This window comes from Paenibacillus sp. D51F (genome assembly GCF_053345695.1).
The window spans coordinates 371,315-388,788 of record NZ_JBKFAO010000004.1; the positions used below are offsets into that span (position 1 = coordinate 371,315).

Annotated in this window: 11 protein-coding genes; 7 read left to right on the forward strand and 4 right to left on the reverse strand. The window is 60.3% G+C overall.

The window, feature by feature from the left end; genetic code table 11:
• Positions 1-36: 36 nt before the first annotated feature.
• The 3 genes from ACLBWT_RS10680 to cls all read right to left on the reverse strand — a co-directional run bounded on the left by ACLBWT_RS10680 (position 37) and on the right by cls (position 4,743).
• On the reverse strand, positions 37-2,124 hold the full coding sequence (locus ACLBWT_RS10680; RefSeq protein WP_447663073.1) for an ATP-binding protein: 2,088 nt from the start codon (positions 2,122-2,124) through the stop codon (positions 37-39).
• A gap of 13 nt (positions 2,125-2,137) precedes the next feature.
• Positions 2,138-3,196: a cobalamin B12-binding domain-containing protein gene (locus tag ACLBWT_RS10685; protein ID WP_447663074.1), complete on the reverse strand. Its 1,059-nt coding sequence runs from the start codon at positions 3,194-3,196 to the stop codon at positions 2,138-2,140.
• A gap of 101 nt (positions 3,197-3,297) precedes the next feature.
• Positions 3,298-4,743, reverse strand: a complete 1,446-nt coding sequence (gene cls, locus ACLBWT_RS10690; protein WP_447663076.1) for a cardiolipin synthase — start codon at positions 4,741-4,743, stop codon at positions 3,298-3,300.
• A gap of 306 nt (positions 4,744-5,049) precedes the next feature.
• Between cls and rpiA the strand changes: the two genes are divergently transcribed.
• The 4 genes from rpiA to ACLBWT_RS10710 all read left to right on the forward strand — a co-directional run bounded on the left by rpiA (position 5,050) and on the right by ACLBWT_RS10710 (position 9,880).
• Entirely contained in the window at positions 5,050-5,730 is a 681-nt protein-coding gene (gene rpiA / locus ACLBWT_RS10695; RefSeq protein WP_447663078.1) for a ribose 5-phosphate isomerase A, read from the forward strand.
• Between the two features lie 9 nt (positions 5,731-5,739).
• The gene (locus ACLBWT_RS10700) at positions 5,740-6,927 is read left to right on the forward strand and encodes an undecaprenyldiphospho-muramoylpentapeptide beta-N-acetylglucosaminyltransferase (protein ID WP_447663080.1); all 1,188 of its coding nucleotides are present in this window, start codon (positions 5,740-5,742) and stop codon (positions 6,925-6,927) included.
• 554 nt (positions 6,928-7,481) lie between these two features.
• Positions 7,482-8,435: an L-lactate dehydrogenase gene (locus tag ACLBWT_RS10705; RefSeq protein WP_447663081.1), complete on the forward strand. Its 954-nt coding sequence runs from the start codon at positions 7,482-7,484 to the stop codon at positions 8,433-8,435.
• A 134-nt stretch (positions 8,436-8,569) separates the two neighbouring features.
• A complete protein-coding gene (locus tag ACLBWT_RS10710; protein ID WP_447663083.1) occupies positions 8,570-9,880 on the forward strand; it encodes a deoxyguanosinetriphosphate triphosphohydrolase family protein in 1,311 nt (436 codons plus the stop codon).
• 1,019 nt (positions 9,881-10,899) lie between these two features.
• Here the strand turns inward: ACLBWT_RS10710 and ACLBWT_RS10715 are convergent.
• Positions 10,900-13,155, reverse strand: a complete 2,256-nt coding sequence (locus ACLBWT_RS10715) for an MMPL family transporter (protein WP_447663084.1) — start codon at positions 13,153-13,155, stop codon at positions 10,900-10,902.
• Between the two features lie 189 nt (positions 13,156-13,344).
• Here ACLBWT_RS10715 and ACLBWT_RS10720 point away from each other — a divergent pair, with 189 nt between their 5' ends.
• The 3 genes from ACLBWT_RS10720 to ACLBWT_RS10730 all read left to right on the forward strand — a co-directional run.
• Positions 13,345-14,007 carry a TetR/AcrR family transcriptional regulator gene (locus tag ACLBWT_RS10720; protein ID WP_447663085.1) on the forward strand — a complete coding sequence of 221 codons (663 nt, stop codon included), beginning with the start codon at positions 13,345-13,347 and terminating at the stop codon, positions 14,005-14,007.
• A gap of 71 nt (positions 14,008-14,078) precedes the next feature.
• On the forward strand, positions 14,079-16,352 hold the full coding sequence (locus ACLBWT_RS10725; RefSeq protein WP_447663086.1) for an ATP-binding protein: 2,274 nt from the start codon (positions 14,079-14,081) through the stop codon (positions 16,350-16,352).
• Positions 16,353-16,460: 108 nt separating this feature from the next.
• The coding region (locus tag ACLBWT_RS10730; protein WP_447663116.1) for a YhgE/Pip domain-containing protein at positions 16,461-17,474 on the forward strand (1,014 nt) is incomplete at its 3' end.

The window sequence follows — 17,474 nt, forward strand, 5'->3', positions numbered from 1 at the left end:
GATGAGGAGGAGGCGGAATCGGGTCCGGGCGGAAAATCAGGCTTCGAGCAGCTGGCGGATCTCCCGGCACGAAGCCTCCAGCAGCCCTTCAAGGCGCTCCGCCTCATGTCCGTAACTGCCGGCGGAATACCTCGCCTTCTGCTCCAGATCGCCTGCAAGGCGGGCAAGCGCGCTAAAGCCGATGCTCAGCGAAGCGGATTTGATATGGTGGGACAGGAGCTCCACCTGCCCATGATCTTCTTCAGCGGCAGCGCGCCTCAGCTGCCCGACCTTGGCGGGGGTGTCCTGCTCGAACAGAAGCACGAGCTCCAGCAGCAGGCCGACATCGTCGCCGCTCCATGGAAGAGGAGCGATGTCGGCCAGAGTCTCCATGCTGACGAGCTTCGGTTCGTCCGGCTCCGCGTTCGGCGCGGCGAGCTCTCGATGTCCCATGGCGTCGGGCAGCCAGCGGAGCAGAATGCCCGCCAGCTTCTCCAGCGTCACCGGCTTGGCCAGGTAATCGTTCATTCCTGCGCTGATCGAGCGGTCGCGGTCGCCGATCATGGCGTTCGCCGTGAGCGCGATGATCGGCACTGCCTCCATCTCCTCGCGGGCTTCGAGCTTGCGGATTCGGCCTGCCGCCTGGAAGCCGTCCAGCAGCGGCATCTGGTTGTCCATGAGAATGAGGCGCGGCTCATGCTTCTTCCACAGCTCCACCGCTTCCTCGCCGTTGCCTGCCGCAATGACGTTGCTGAAGCCGAGCTTGCGCAGCTGCAGCATCGTCACATGCTGATTGACCGGATTGTCCTCCGCCAGCAGGATCACGGTCGCGGCGTCCTTGCCGGCAAGCCCGTCGACGGCTGTCGGCCGTCCCGCCGACTCCGCAGAGCCGCGCTGCTGCTCCTGCTGCTGGAGCTCGACCTCGATCCAGAACTCCGAGCCTTCGCCCAGACGGCTGTCGACCCCGATCTGGCCTCCCATCATTTCAACGAGATGCTTCGAGATCGATAGGCCGAGGCCCGTGCTGGAGAACTTGTTCGTCAAGGAGTTGTCGATCTGGTAGAAGGGCGTGAACAATCTCTTGGCATTCTCCTCCGAAATGCCGATTCCGGTATCCCGGATCTCGATGCGGATCTTCTGGCGCCCGCCGCTGCGGGAAAGCAGGTAGAAACGCACTTCGATTTCCCCGTCCTGGGTGAACTTGACGGCATTGCCGACCAGATTGATCAACACCTGCCGGAAGCGGCCGGCGTCTCCGACGACAGGCGTATGGATGCGCGGATCGATATAACAACGCAGGGAGTCCTTTTGCAGCTGGGCTCTGGATTGCAGCAGCTTCATCGTATGCTCCAGCGAGGCACGCAGGTCGAACGGCGCCGCATCGAGCTTCATTTCTCCCGCCTCGATCTTGGACAGATCCAGGATGTCGTTGATGATCGTGAGCAGCAGCTGGCCGGAGTCCATGATGATGGATACCGACTCCCGCTGCTGATCGGAGAGGTCCGACTGGGAAAGCAGCTCGCTCATGGCGATGATCCCGTTCATCGGAGAGCGGATCTCATGGCTCATCGTAGCCAGGAACACGCTCTTCGAGCGGTCGGCGTTCTCGGCGTTCTCCTTGGCCAGCTTGAGCTCGATGTTCGTCTTGGCCAGCTGCCGCTGCAGGGAGACGAGCTCATTGTTCAGGGCGGAGAACTCGTCGAACGTTCTCATCTCCTGCTCCATCTTCTCCACGATCTGATTGGAGAGCTTCTTGATCGTGTCGCGAAGCGTCACCATCTGCTGGTTGTTGATCTTCATCAGCTCGTCGTAAAAAAACGAATAGCCCGGGTTGTACGTGGAGCCGACGACGAGCAGATGGTCGTCGAAAACGCCCCCGTTGAAATAAAAAAGAACCGGCCTGTCTTCCAGGGTCAGGTTCAATTCCCAATTGAAAATCGCCTTTTCCTGTTCAAGCCGGTTCAGAAAGTCGTGAAATTTGAGAGCGTTCATTTCGTCCATTACGGAAAACACATGGCCGCCCCCGCTCAAGCGAGCGGAAACGCCATAGTCGTCTCTGATGATGGTAGAAATTCGCCCTGTGCGGCTGCAGAGAAGGGAGATGACCTTCTGGTCCGTTCTCGGAGCCGCTTTGATGCTTTCCATGAATTCACCGCCTTCATCGTTTCGTCAGCTCGCCTGCCTTGCGCACGGATTCCTCCGCGTCGCGTCCATGTCCGTCCGCGCCTACTTTCTCCCATAATTCAGGGTCGATATTGAATGGAAATCCTCCGACGATGATTCGGATCCGGTCGCATTCCGGATCGAGCCGCACCTCGGCGATCAGTTCTTTGACCAGCCCGACGTGATAAGTCATCGTGCAGGAGATGGCCAGCACATCGGCTCCGTACTCCTTGAGAGAGCGGATCAGAGGCCCTCTGGGCATGTTGGCGCCGACGTAGTACGTATCCCATCCGTTCAGCTCGAAGATATCCGTCACCATGCGCAGTCCGATCTCGTGCAGCTCTCCGCCGACACAGGCCGCGACCAGCTTCTTGCCCTTGCGGGTATGGTTGAACAGATAGGGAAACAATTGCGACATGATCAGCTGGGTGGCGGCGCTGCAGTAATGCTCCTGCGCAACCGTCAGCCGGCCGAGCTGCCACAGCCTCCCGATCTCGTATTGCGATTTCTGGAAAATCTCCAGGTAGATCGTCTGCAGCGGCATCCCGCCGTCGACAAGGCCCATGATGAGGCGGCTGGCTCCGCTCCGGTCTCCTTGCAAAAGCATGGACAAGTAAGCCCGCGCCTCGTCGGCCGCCGCGCTGCTGTCCAGATGGGAGACCGTCAGCTCAGCATCGGTGTCCAGCTGCCTCAGAGCCGCCTCTATATAGGGAGTGACGTGCTTGTAGTCGCGTTCTTCCAGATGCTTGCCCAGGACGTTTTGAAGACAAAGAATATTGATGTACAGGTCCTCCGTGGAAACCTTGTATTGAATCAGCAGCACCCGAAGCCAGGTCATATAGCTGGAGAACAGCAGCGGACTTTGGAGGCTCACGCTTTCGACCAGATACTTCAGGCTGTAGCGGGTGTCCTCAAGCGTCTTCTCTTGGCCGATCCGGCCGAAGCGCTCCGCCAGACCGGGCTGCCTCTCGTACTGAAGCTTTACTATTTCCTCCGCCAAAAAGCTCTCGCCATCGAGGATGGCTCTGCTCGCTTGCGCAGCGTCAACGGACATCAGTCATCACTCTCCTTGGGTATGGATAGGGTCGGAGCGGCGGGCCAACGACCTCTATTATACCATACTCGGCTGGATGGCTTTTTCAGAGGATCCAGTTTCTACAAAATAGGAGAGAGCAGCCGGCTGACCGACTCCTTGAATTTGTGCCAGGCGGAGCGGGAATCATAGTCTTCCAAGGAGAGCTCCTTGCAGTGCAGCAGATCGTCCTGGAAAATGCGCTGAAGCCGCTGCGCCGTCGCGGAATCATAGATGAAGGCGTTGACCTCGAAGTTGAGCTTGAAGCTGCGGATATCGATGTTGGCCGTCCCGACTGAAGCGATATTGCCGTCTACGACAAGGGTTTTGGCATGCAGGAAGCCGTTGCCGTACTGATAGCATTTCACCCCGGCGGACAGCAGCTCACCGAAGTAGGAATGCGACGCCCAGTAGACGAAGAAGTGGTCCGGCTTGTTCGGCAGCATGACCTTGACGTCCACGCCGGATATCGCGGCCATCTTGAGGGCGTTGAGCAGGCTGTCGTCCGGGACGAAATACGGAGTCTGGAGCATGACCGATATCTTCGCCGCGTTGATCATCTTGATGTAGCCGTTCTTGATATGCTGCCACTCCGAGTCCGGGCCGCTGGAGACGATCTGCATGCCGACGGAGCCCCCCGATGCCGGGGCCGGATAGTAGCGGGCGTCGGTCATGAAAGGCTTGGAGGAAGCGAGGCTCCAGTCCAGCAGGAACCGGCCTTGCAGCTGGGCGACGACGCTGCCTTCCAGGCGCAGATGGGTATCCCGCCAGAAGCCGAATTTCTTCACCTTGCCGACATACTCGTCGCCGATGTTGAAGCCGCCGATGTAGCCGATTTTGCCGTCGATGACGACAATCTTCCGGTGGTTGCGGTAGTTCAGCCTCGGATTGATGAAGAAGATGCGGGACGGGAAAAACGCTCCGACCTGCCCTCCGGCCTTCACGAGCATGCGGAGGTATTTCTTGTTGAGGCGGATGCTCCCGATATCGTCATAGATCAGCCTTACCTCCACCCCTTGCTCCGCCTTGCGGATCAGCGTGTGCAGGATGCGCTTGCCGAGCTTGTCGGCCCGGATGATGTAATACATCAGATGGATATGCTCCTGCGCCGCTTCCAAGTCCCGCAGCAGGGCATCGAATTTGGTCTCCCCGTCCGTGAATACCTCGACCTCGTTGTCCTGCGTGTACAGCGAATCGCTGGACATCAGATTCATGTAGATCATGTCCTGGTAATAGGTCATGAGCGGGTCATTGAACGAATAAAGCCCGTTCTCGACGATCCGCTGCTGCGTCTTGAGCCTCTGGCGGGCCGCTTTCAGCTGGCTCAGCTTGAACTTGTAGATTTTGCGGCGGCTCAGGTTCTGTCCGAGAAGCAGATACAGGACGAATCCGACACCCGGCAGGAAATAGAGAATCATCAGCCAAGCCCATGTGGCCGCGATGTTGCGCCGCTCGAGGAAGATGACGGTGACGGCCAGAATGAGGTTGAGAATATAAAATACGGAGTAGGCTTGTTGAAAATAATGCAACTCGGCACCTGCCCATCTATGAAATCGCTTTGCTTGTCAGCTTCAGTATACCAGACTTTCCGCATCCTTTTTCCATAGATTAGGGCGATCTCCATGCAAGGCCCGCCTTTCATTGACAACGCCGGGCATACGGTCTATTGTGCGGAGAAGAGCACAAGCATCTCCCCTGCTGCCCTTGCCGGGGCGGCGAATGACGGCGCCGAACAGGTCGACGCCGTATCTGGGAATGCGGTGGATGGCACCTTTAAGCCAGCGAATATGAAAACGATGCCGCAGCGGCGGCATCCAGCCATGGGAGGCAGGATCATGAACCACAAGCAGGCAGCCGGGGAAAAAGCGGCCGGGGAAGTAAACAGCGGCATGAAGGTCGGGCTCGGCACGGGCTCGACCGTCTACTACACGATTATGGAGCTCGGACGCCGCGTCAAGGACGAGGGCCTGGAGATCGTCGGCGTGCCGACCTCCGAAGCGACGGACAAGCTCGCCCGCGAGCTCGGCATTCCGCTCGGCGAGCTGTCCGAGCTCGAGCCGCTCGACCTGACGATCGACGGCGCCGACGAGGTGAACGGAACGCTCGATCTCATCAAGGGCGGGGGCGGAGCCCATTTCCGCGAGAAGATGGTGGCGGCTGCCTCCAAAAGGCTCGTCATCGTCGCCGACGAGTCGAAGATCGTACCGGAGCTCGGACCTTTCCGGTTGCCCGTGGAGGTCATGCCCTACGGCTGGAAGTCCACCTGGAAGCGCGTCGAGGGGGCCGGCTGCTCGGCCGTGCGCCGGGAACGCGGCGGCGAGCCCGTCCTGACGGACAACGGCAACTACATTCTGGATTGCGACTTCGGCGACATCACGGATCCGGGCGCCCTGGACGGCAAGCTGAAAAGCCTGCTCGGCGTCGTCGAGACCGGCCTTTTCGTCGGCATGGCGGATTCGGTCTATGTAGCCGGTCCGGACGGCGTCCGCGTTCTTCGGCGCGGAACGCCGGCATAGGGATTTCTTATGAAAATCATTATTGACAACGATACCCGTACCTCTACGAAACCAACGGCGGACACAGCCATCTCTGCGCCGGAAAAGCGTTCGGAACCGCTCCGGACGGCGCTCTCCGGCAAGAAGATCGTTCTCACCGGAGGCGGCTCTACCGGCCATGTCAGCGTCAATCTCGCGCTTATCCCCGGCCTGCTCGCCGACGGCTGGAAGATCGACTATATCGGATCCGCATCCGGAATCGAGCGGGAGCTGATCGAGCCGCTGGACGGCGTCGCCTATCATGCCGTCTCCACCGGCAAGCTGCGCCGCTACATCGACATGAAGAACATGACGGATGCCTTCCGGGTCGTCAAAGGCCTCGCCCAGGCCGCCGCGCTGCTGCGCAAGCTGCGCCCGGACATCGTCTTCTCCAAGGGCGGATTCGTCTCCGTCCCCGTCGTCATCGGCGCGAAGCTGAACCGGATTCCCGTCATCATCCACGAATCCGATGTCACCCCGGGGCTGGCGAACCGGATCGCGATGCCGTTCGCCTCGGCGGTCTGCACGACCTTCCCGGAGACGGCGGCCTATATCCGCAAAGGCCCGGAGATCCTGCAGGCCGGAGCTCTCGTCCGGCCGGAGCTGCTGCAGGGCGATGCCGCCCAGGGCAGGCGGCTGTGCGGCTTCTCCGCCGGCAAGCCGGTGCTGCTCGTCATGGGCGGCAGCCTGGGCTCCAGGCGCATCAATGAAGCCGTCCGAGAGGCATTGCCGCAGCTTCTGAAGCAGTACCAGGTGGTACACCTATGCGGCAAAGGACAGCTGCCTGAGGGGAATCCTGTGAATGACGGCGTGGGCTACCGGGCATTCGAGTATTTGTCGGAGGAGCTTCCGGATGTGCTGGCGATGGCGGATCTCGTCCTCTCCCGCGCCGGCTCCAACGCGATCTTCGAGCTGCTGGCGCTGCAGAAGCCGATGCTTCTGGTTCCACTGACGCTCGCCCAGAGCCGTGGGGACCAGCTGCGCAACGCCGCCTCCTTTGAGCAGGCGGGACTATGCCGAGTGCTGCAGGAGGAGGAGCTTACGGCTGCATCCTTGCTGGAGCATCTGTCTGTCTTGGAAGAGCAAAAAGCGGATTACCGCAGGCGGATGGCCGACGCCGCTCCGGCCGACCCCCTGCCTCTCCTTCGCCGCATCATCGATCAAAAAGCGAGGAAATAAGCCTCGTACAGAGAGCGGCCTGCAGCTGTTCCATGAACGCAGCCATATTGAAGAGCCCGCTCTTAGTTCGCGGGCTCTTTGCCATGCTGATCGGCTTGCTTGCGGCCGGGGCTTATAGGCGTGCTTAACGCTTGCAGGCTTGTTTGCAGGCTTGTCTATAGACTTGCTTAAAGACGTGCTGAAAGACGTGCTTAAAGGCTTGTTTATAGCGTGGCAATAGGCTTGCTTCAGCTCTCTTCGAGACTTTTGCACAAGGCATGAATGGCGAATAAGAGCAGCCCGGCGGCAAGCGAGAACTGGAAGATGTGGTCACGCTGCTGCTCGCTTGTAACTTGGACTTTCGTCAAAATGGAATCGTCTCGGTTAGGGCAAAATAGATGTTGAAAGGAAGCGGCGCCTCGCAGCCCTAAAGCGAAGGCTCATTTCCAAAAATGAGACCCGCCGCTATTATCGTGTTATTTTTTCTAACATATCATTGACACAGAAGCCGGGTATCCATCATATTGTGATTCATAGCGGTTATCGTTCTCAGGCAAGCGGGAGGAGCGGCGGGTATGGTCAACAAGCTCAGGAAAGCAGCCATTGTCGGAGTGGGCCATGTAGGGGCGAGCTGCGCATACGCGATGGTGAATCAGTCGGTGTGCGACGAAATCATGCTGATCGGCCGAAATCCGAAGCGGACGCGGGCCCAGGCGCTCGATCTGTCCCATTGCGTGGACTTCAGCCACTCGCGGACCAAGGTGTATGACGGCACCTGCGAGCAATGCGGCGATATGGATATCATCCTTCTGTGCGCAGGGGGCAATCCGATTCCGGGCGGAACCCGTCTCGACCTGCTTGAATCGTCCTATGAGCTGTATTCGGACATCATCGGCAAAGTCATGCAGAGCGGCTTCGACGGCATCTTCATCGCCGCCACCAATCCGGTCGACATCATCACATATGTGGTCTGGAAGCTGTCCGGCCTGCCGCGGGAGCGGATCATCGGCAGCGGCACGTCCATCGATACGGCCAGGCTCAAGACGCTGCTCTCCGAGGACCTGCCGGTCGACCCTCGCAGCGTGCAGGGGTACATCATGGGGGAGCACGGCGAGTCGCAGTTCCCGGTATGGTCGCATGTCACGGTCGGCGGCAAGCCGCTGGCCGATATCATCGGCCAGCACCCCGGGCGCTTCGGCCATATGGACATGGAGGAAATCGCCCTGCGCACGCGCAATGCGGGATGGGAAATCCTGCATGGCAAGGGCTCCACGCATTACGGCATTGCCGCGGCCCTCACCTCGATCGCCCGCTCCGTGCTCAACAACGACCACCGCATCATGGCGGTATCGGCCGTGCTGGACGGCGAATACGGGCAGCGGGATATCGGCATCGGCGTACCGGCCATACTGGGGCGGAGCGGCATCCAGGAAGTGCTGGAGCTCCGGCTCAGCGCCCAGGAGCAGGAGCGCTTCGAGCGCTCCTGCTCCATTATCCGGGCCGCCATGGATACGCTGCCTCCATGGTAGGAGCAAGCATGCCCTGATGCCCCTACCTTCCTCCGCTTCCGCTATGCTACAATTTTCGCAATACCGCAATCAGCAAGCGGGATCCGGCAAGCGCCGAATCCCGCTGGACATGGCAGCCAAGGGGGAGCATGAGCATGGATATCAGGCATATGAGGCTGGACGAACCGGCCCCGGTCACCTTCAGCGAAGAAAGGGAAGAATACGAGCGTGACTACGCCCGCCTCATCCAGTCCCCGGCGTTTCGCCGTCTGCAAGGGAAATCGCAGGTATTCGGCGCCGGCTCCGGGGACTACTACCGGACACGCCTTACCCATTCCCTGGAGGTGTCCCAGATTGCCCGCGAAGCCGCGCGCCGGCTGGCCAAGCATTACCCCTTCGTCGAACGGGGAGAGCATCCCGGACTCGTCGTCAGTCCCGCTGTCGTGGAATGCGCGGCCCTGGCCCATGATCTGGGGCACCCCCCTTTCGGCCATCGGGGAGAAGAAGTGCTCAACCGCCTGCTGCAGGAGCAGTACGGCATGAAATATGAAGGCAATGCCCAGAACTTCCGCATTCTCATGTTCCTGGAGAAACGCGCCGGCAGCGGCAGCGGGCTCGACCTGACTGCCGCGGTGCTGCTTGCCGTCAACAAATACCCTTTCTGCCTCGATGAGCCCGGCCGCCTCAAGGGAGTGTACGCCCCGGAATGGGAAATCATTTCCGAGCTGCGCCGCAAGTGGGACATGCCGACAGGCGAGACGACGCTTGAGACGCAGCTGATGGATCTGTGCGACGATATCGCCTACTCCACCCATGATATCGAGGACGGCATCCGCGCAGGCAAAATCGGCATGAACCGGACCTTCTTCGAAAATGACCGGCTCCATGAGCATCTCGTTCAGGAAATCGCCCATGACGAAGGGAATCGGGGCTTTCACTGGGATGAAGTGGACATCCCCGTCATGGTTCGCCGGGTGCTGGACGATTTCCTGACCCAATGGGAAGAAATCTACCAGTCCACCGGCCGCGAGTCCTCGCGCACGCGCAGAGAGATCAAGGCCAGATGGGTAAGCACCTTCGCCGGCCGGATCGGCATCATCGACGATGGAGGCTGGAAGCGCGTCACCTTCGTCCGCGACGGCTCGCAGGATCTTGACCTGCTCCGCACGATGGAGATCCTGAAGAAGCTCGCCTGGGTAACGCTCGTCAAGGACTTCCGCGTCCAGCGGCTGCAGCTGCGCAGCGAAATCATGATCCAGCGGTTATGGGAAAGCTTTGTCCATCCCGACATGGGCCGCCTGATCACCCCCCCGGACTGGCTCGAGAACTATGAGCGCCACTCGGGCAAATGGAGCTGGCCGCGCTTTGTGGCCGATTATATATCGGGCATGACGGACGCTTACGCCGAAAAGGTGTACGCCGAGCTGTTCGCCAGCAAGTCCGGCTCCATCTATGAAATGGATTGACCGGCAGAGATGGCCGCGAGTTCGACATGTTCGGTCGTGAGCGCGGGCGTGGCGGGCTTCTCTCTGCCTCCCTTTCTGTCCGCGGTTCCAATTTCTATCCCAACAACAAAATCCTAGCTGAGACGCAGGTGGTATACGACACCCGGCTGATAGCAACGGGGTTCTCTCCGCCATGATGCGGGCGGATGTCCAACTAACTGGGTATACGTAGAACATCCAACTACCTGGGTACACATAGAACGCTCAACCAACTGGGTGAACATAGAATTCCAACAAACTAGCTCGTAGAATGTCCAACTACCTAGATGCTGGATGAAAGCCCAACCACCTGGGTGCTCGTAGAACTTTCAACTAATCCGATTTGGCTTTCGCTCCTGCTCACAATTCGATCTTCAATACCAATACTGGCCGCGCCGAGCTCTGGCTGCGCTTAGAGCCCCGACTAAACAAAATAACAGCCGAGCATTGCTATCGGACATCAGATCCGTTATTTGATCGAAATTCGCCGATTCTCGGATTTATCGGACATCAGATCCGTTATTTGCTCGAAATTCGCTCCCTAAGGCGGTAAACGGCCGAAATAGCGGATCCTATGTCCGATAAATAAACAAAAGACCTCTTTGCAGGCAAATAACGGATCCTATGTCCGATACTTGCTGGCAAGAGGTCTTTTGTATTGTCTGCGGCATGCATCTGCGGGTCTGTCTGAACAAAACCGGTAAAAAGAGCGACGCCATAGGTCACATGGATTGCCCTCGGCGGAATTCCCCTGCTCAAGGCAATGTCCGCCATGGCCGGCCCCGCCGGTCGGATGCCAGAGCACTCCAGGTCTACCTCTGCCAGCTTCGGCTCCTATGACCTTCAGACTCGCTTCGGAAGCTCCGGTCGACTCGCTTTGGCTCCCGTTTTTCCAGCTTCGATGCTCCGGCAGCCTTGCTTCGGCAGCCTTGCTCCCCCGCCTTAGCCTCGCCTTCGCTGCTCCGGCAGCTTGGCTCCCATGACTTGAGCCTGGCCTTCGGCTAACCCTGCTGCTTCGCTTCGGCTGCTCCGGCTTCCGGAACCTGCTCCGCAGCAATCCGGTGCAAGCCCGAAGGCCAGAAGGCCCAGCGCCCCAATAGCGCCGTCAGTGCAGGAACGAGGAACGGACGCACGATGAACGTATCAAGCAGGACGCCCAGCGCGGTAATCAAGCCGAACTGGAGCAGCACCTGAATCGGCAGCGTCGCGAGCACGGCGAACGTACCCGCCAGGATGAGGCCGGCTGACGTGATGACCGGCCCACTCTCATTTACGCCCTCGGATATGGCTTGGCGGAGCGGCATATGCCGCCTCTTTTTCCAGATGCCCGACACCATGAAGATGTTGTAATCCTCGCCCAGCGCGACCAGGAACACAAAGGCGTAGAGCGGAATTGCGCCCTGAATGGCGTCGATTCCAATCGCCTGGAGGACGAGCCACCCAAGCCCGAGGGCGGAGAAGTAGCTGAGAATGACGGTTCCGATCAGATATAGCATCGCGATCGCCGAACGCAGATAAACGAGCAGCAGCAGCGCGATGAGGCCGATGACGACAGGGATGATCAGCTTCGTATCCGAGTCTTGCGTCGCCCGGGTATCATATTGGACCGCAGTTTGGCCGGCAATCCATACATGGCCTGCCGGATCGGCGGCTCCTGCGCCGGCGAGCGCTCCTTCGGCCAGCCTCCGCATCTCCGGAATCCGGTCCATCGCCTCGAGGGAATAAGGATTCAGGCTCAGCTCCACCGTCCACGCCCGGATGTTCGGATTGACAGCTCCCTGCTGCGGCTGGGACACCGAAGCCACGTAAGGCTGGCTCTTGAGTTCATTCGCGAAGCCGTCCATGTCCCCTCGCTCCGTGTCCGCGATGATGGTCACAGGAGCCAGCTTTCCTTCGGAGAACTGTTCTCCGATGAGACGGAAGCCTTCCCTGGACTCCATATCCGACGGGAAGGAAGAAAGGATGTCATACGTGAACTTCACCTGCGAGCTGACGGCCGCCAGGGAACCGAGCAGCAGCAAGGAGACGGCAGCGACTTTCCACGGATGCCGGACGACGAGCCGGCCGGTGAAGCCGGATCGCCGGCTGCTGCGCGGAGCGGGCGCGGGCTTGCCGCGGCGGGCTGCCCGTTCCGCCGCCATCGCCGGCGTACGCGGCACGAACGGCCAGAAGGAGCCGCGGCCGAGAATCGCGAGCAGCGCGGGGACAAGCGTCAGGCTGGCCAGCGCCATGACGAGAATCGAAAGGCTGAACGGCACGGCGAACCGGTGCACGCCGCCGAAGCGGGCAAGCAGCAGCGTCAGCAACGCGATGACGACCGTCAGGCCGCTCATCGCGATTGCCCCGCCCGAGTCGGATACGGCCCTGCGCAGCGCGGCCGCCTTGCTCTCCTCCGTCAGCAGATGGCGGTAACAGCTGATCAGGAACAGGCAGTAGTCCGTCCCTGCGCCGAACAGCAGCACCGTCATGATGGAGACGGCTTGCGAGTCGACATCGATCCAACCTTGCGAGGCCATATACCCGAGGATCGGCCCCGTCACTCCGTAGGCGAAGCCGACAGCCAGCAGAGGGATGAGAGCCAGCACGGGGGAACGGTAGATGACCAGCAGGAAAACGAGCACCAGCAGCACCGTCGCGATCAGCAGAGAGACATCGGCGCTGCTGAACAAGGCGGTCGCATCGACCGCGATGCCTGCAGGCCCGGTCAGCCTGGCGCTCGGCGCCGGGGAGTCCGCAGCCGAGTATGATGCCGCGAATACATCTTCGCCTCCGGCCAGGGCGTTGATCCGCTCCCGCAGCTCCTGCGTGCCTTCCTTGAGCTCAGGCGTGCCGGCCTCCGGCCTGAACATCACCGCCCAGACGAGCGTGCTGCCGTCCTTCGACAGCTGCGCTTTCAAGGCAGGCTCCGGCAGCTTGTCGAGCGGCACAGCGGCCTGCTGATGAGCAACGGGCCGCGCCGTCACGTCTGCTGATGCTTGCCGGATCAGCTCGAGATCCCCGTCGCCGAGTCCCCCATCCCGATGCCATACAATCAGAGCCGGCGTCCCGTCATTCGATGCGAACTCCCGGCTGAGCACCTTCTCTGCTTGGACGGAAGCGACTTGTTCGCCGAAGTTAGGCGCGTTCTCATCCACCTCGGCCCTTACTCCCGGAAGCAGCATGCTGAGCAGGGCGGCCATCACGATCCATGCGGCCAGCGTGACCCACTTGCTCCGCCGGCCGGCGATGGCTCCCATCCATCGGTTCATAACCCTCATCCTTTCGTTTCCGCATTCCGTCACCGGTATGACCCCCGAGCACGAAATCATGATAAAATAAGCTAGTCCAACGCGAAACGCCTGCTCGGGCAGGCAAGTTAATATCCAACGGAAAATCCTGTCTCCATTATATATACCGTAGGGTTAATTTTCAACGGATTCCGATTTCACATAGAAGGAGAGCTTCTTTTGTCAAAATTTCCCCAATCCGATTCCGATAAAGAAGGAACGCGCCGCGCGCCGGGCCGGCCGAAGGCGGAAGACCGCGGAACTCCCGTCCGGGACCTCGTGCTGCAGGCCGCTTCCGTCCTGTTCATGGAGCAAGGCTACGAGGCCGTATCGCTGAACCAGATCGCCGAGCAATGCGGCGTCACCAAAGCGTCGGTCTATTATCATTTTACGAGCAAGCCTGTCCTGTTCACCGCCTCCGTCACCGATATGCTGCGCAAGGCCAAAGCTGGAACAGAAAGGCTGCTGGAGAGCGGCGGAACCTTGCGGGAGAGGCTGCTCCGCATCGCTCAGGTCCGGCTGGCCCGAAGCCAGCATGCCGAATTCGAAACGCTGATGCGGGAAGCCTCTCACTGGCTGACGGCGGAGCAGAAAAATGAGATCCGCGAAGCCGAGGACCATCTCCACCAGCTGCTTGCCGTCCATTTCCGCAAAGCTCTGGATTCTGGAGAAGTAAAGAAGGGCAACCCTCTCTTGATGGCTCATCTCTATACCGCCCTGCTGATGATCGGCAATCGGGAAGCGGCCCAAGGGATGTACGGCTCCATCGACGAGCTGGCCGATCAGATGATGGATCTATTCTGGTCCGGCATCGACTCCGGACGTACGCGAGAGAAAGCGTGATGGCCCCTATCGTCTGTCAGCACCCGGTCCTGAAGGTCATCTTGGCTATGTGAGGAGAGAAAAAGCAGGACATGTCGATCAAACTGAAGCTATCCGCTCTCATATCGTCAGTCGTTGTCCTGATCCTGGCATTGAACCTGCTCGTTTTCTCCCTGTATTCGACCGGGCAGCAGGAAAGAGCGGTCGAGCAGCAGATCCGTACGGCCGCCGATCAGATCCGCTTTTCCATGTCGCCGACGCTGCGGACGGCTTATTACATCGATGCAACCGTCTCGGAGCGGATGCGTGTCGCATCCATTGCCGCGATCGGCCTGCTTGGGCCCCGGCTGGCCGACGTCGCCGAAGCCAGCCTGCTGGAGAGCGCGGGCAAGCTCAACCTGGATTCCCTGTCGCTCGTCCAGCGCGGATACGACGGCAAGATTACGATCGCGGCCTCATCCGATTCCGACCTGACAGGCAAGGCGATCGGCTCCGGAAGCCTCAACGGCAAGGTCGTCAGCGATCTGATCAGCCACGGATATGCATACACCGAACGGGGAACGAGCCTCCAGAATTACTGGTGCGATTCGCTGTTCTACTCCGAGAGCGGCTACAAATCCAAGCTGAGCTTCTATTACGACGGGACCTCCGACTACGTCGTGCGGGTTTCCTACAACGTGCAGCCGATGGTCGACAAGCTGACTCCGATCCAGGACCACAGCAATATCGACGATATGATCCGTGATTCTCCGGGCCTGGTCGAGATTACAGGCATCAATGCGGATCTGGTGCCCCGTTCGGACAGCGGCGAGCCTTCCGAGCTGCGGCAAGGATTTCCGGACAACGCCATGGAATTCGGAGCCTACCGTTACGTCGATAGGGAGAACGACTATTCCTTGATGGAGAAGGCCAGCCGGACAGGCCAGCCGGTGTACAACAAGACCGAGCTGCTCGGCAAAAAGCTGCTGCGAGGATACATCCCCTTCAACGTCGACTCGATCCGCAGCTACGTCGTCATCGTTTCCCTGGACACCTCCTTGTACGGCGAGTCGCTGAACAAGCAGTTCTTCCTGCTGCTCGCCATATCGCTCACGCTGCTGATCGTCGCCATATCGGCCAGCTACCTGATCTCCGGAGTCGCCTTGCGGAAGCTGAAGCTCGTCATCCACAGGGTGAACGCGGTGGCCAAGGGAGACTTCAACAAGCCGATCCGCCTCAGCAGCAACGACGAGATCGGCGAGCTGGCACAAAGCGTCAACCTCATGGCGTCCAATATGAGCGCTTATACGAGCCGTCTGAAGGAGTCGGCGGAAGAGCTCCGCCACACGAAGGAGCATCTGGAATCGCTCGTCAGCCATACGAAGGATGCCATCCATACGTACGGCCTCGACGGGCGGCTCATGAGCGCGAACCGCGCCTTCGAGGCGATGCTCGGGTGGTCGGAGCAAGAACTCATGGATCCGGACTCGCCAGCCTCTTTCCTGCCCGGAAACGAGGAGGAAATCCGCCAAATGATCAACAGCGTGCTGAACGGGGTCGCCTATATCGACGCGGAGACCACGCTCGAGACCAAATTCGGAGCCCGCATCGACGTGAGCACGACGGCCTCGCCGATTCGAGATCATGACGGGTCGATCGTCGCGGTATCCTGCATTTCCCGCAACGTGACGAACCGCAAGCATACCGAAGAGCTGCTGCGGCGGACGGAGAAGCTCTCCGTCGTCGGACAGCTGGCAGCCGGTGTCGCCCACGAGATCCGCAATCCGCTGACGACGCTGCGAGGCTTCGTGCAAATGCAGATGGAGGGCAAGGAGCTGAGTCCTTACTTCCTGTCGATCATGCTCTCGGAGCTTGACCGGATCAACTTCATCGTGAGCGAGTTTCTTGTGCTGTCCAAGCCCCAGGCCAATCATTACCATAGGCAGCGCATCGCCCCGATGCTGGAGGATATGGCGCTCCTCCTGGAGCCGGAAGCCAATCTGTCCGGAGTTGCCATCGAGCTCGATCTGGATAGCGGCATCGCCCCGATCCTATGCGAGCCGAACCAGATGAAGCAGGTATTCGTCAACGTCATCAAAAACGGCATCGAGTCCATGGCGGAGACGGGCGGCGTGCTGAAGATCGGCTTGCATCGGGATGATGCCGGATTTGCCGTCGTCACGGTCGAGGACCAGGGAAGCGGCATTTCCGAGGAAGACCTGCTTCGCCTGGGCGAGCCGTTCTTCACCAGCAAGGAAGGCGGCAACGGACTCGGGCTCATGGTCAGCCAGCGCATCGTCAGCAATCACATAGGCATATTCGTCATCCGCAGCCGCGTCGGCCAAGGAACTGTCGTCCGCATCAGCCTGCCCGTCCTCTCCGAATGATCCTCCCGCTCTCCCGGGATACTAGGCAGACAAGCTGCTGCCGCAGCATCTGGGAGGGCGGATCTCATCAAAACGATATTCAGCATTGCCGCAGAGGATTGGCGGCGTATCGGACGGAACTGGACCGCCTGCGTCATCCTGGGAGGCCTCGCCCTGCTCCCTTCCTTGTACGCCTGGTTCAATATTCTCGCCTCGTGGGACCCGTACGGCCGCACTTCCGAGATTCCGTTCGCCGTCGTCAACGAGGATGCCGGATACCGGTTCAGTCCGGCGCTGGGCGCTGCAGCGGGAGGAGCAGCCGGCGGCATGCTCCGGGCCGGCGACGAAATCGTCAAGGCGCTGCGCGCCAATCCTTCGATCGGCTGGCATTTTGTCGGCGGGAAGAAAGCGCTGGACGGCGTTCGGGACGGCACTTACTATGCCAGCATCCTCATACCGGCGAACTTCTCCGAGCGGATGGCCAGCATCCTCTCGCCCAAGCCGCTTCGGGCGGAGATTACGTACACCGTCAATGAAAAGATCAATGCGATCGCTCCAAAGATTACCTCTTCCGGAACGAATACGATCATCAAGAACTTCACCGAGCAATTCTCCGAAACGGTGAACGGCACGATCTTCCGCCTGTTCAACGAGCTCGGCACCGAGCTCGAACGGGAACGGCCGGCGATCGAGCATGCGGAGTTACTCGTCTACCGGCTGGAAAAGGAGCTGCCCGAGGTGAACCGGATCGCAGCGGTCGCCCGGAAGGATCTGGGCAAAACCGCGCAGCTCACGGCGGAGGCGCAGAGAGCGCTCCCGTTCGCCGAGAAGCTGACCCGGGAAGGCTCCCGCTTCGCAGACGGAGCCGGAACGTTCCTGCAGCACGGCAGCGAGGCGCTTCAGGCGGTATCTCCCGCCGTGAAGCAGAATTTGCTGCTCGTGCATCAGGCTGCGGCTGCGCTGGAAGCAGCCGCAGCCCAGCTTGTCGAAGGCGGGGCGGACAATTCCGCCCGCGCCGCCGAAGCACTCGCCGCAGCGGCCGCCCGCATCGAGGCGGGCCGCGCGGCGGCAGGCGCCCTGGCCGCGCTGCTGCCGCGGCTGGGCGCCTACGGCGATGCCGGCGGCGTGCTCGCCGCCGCCGGC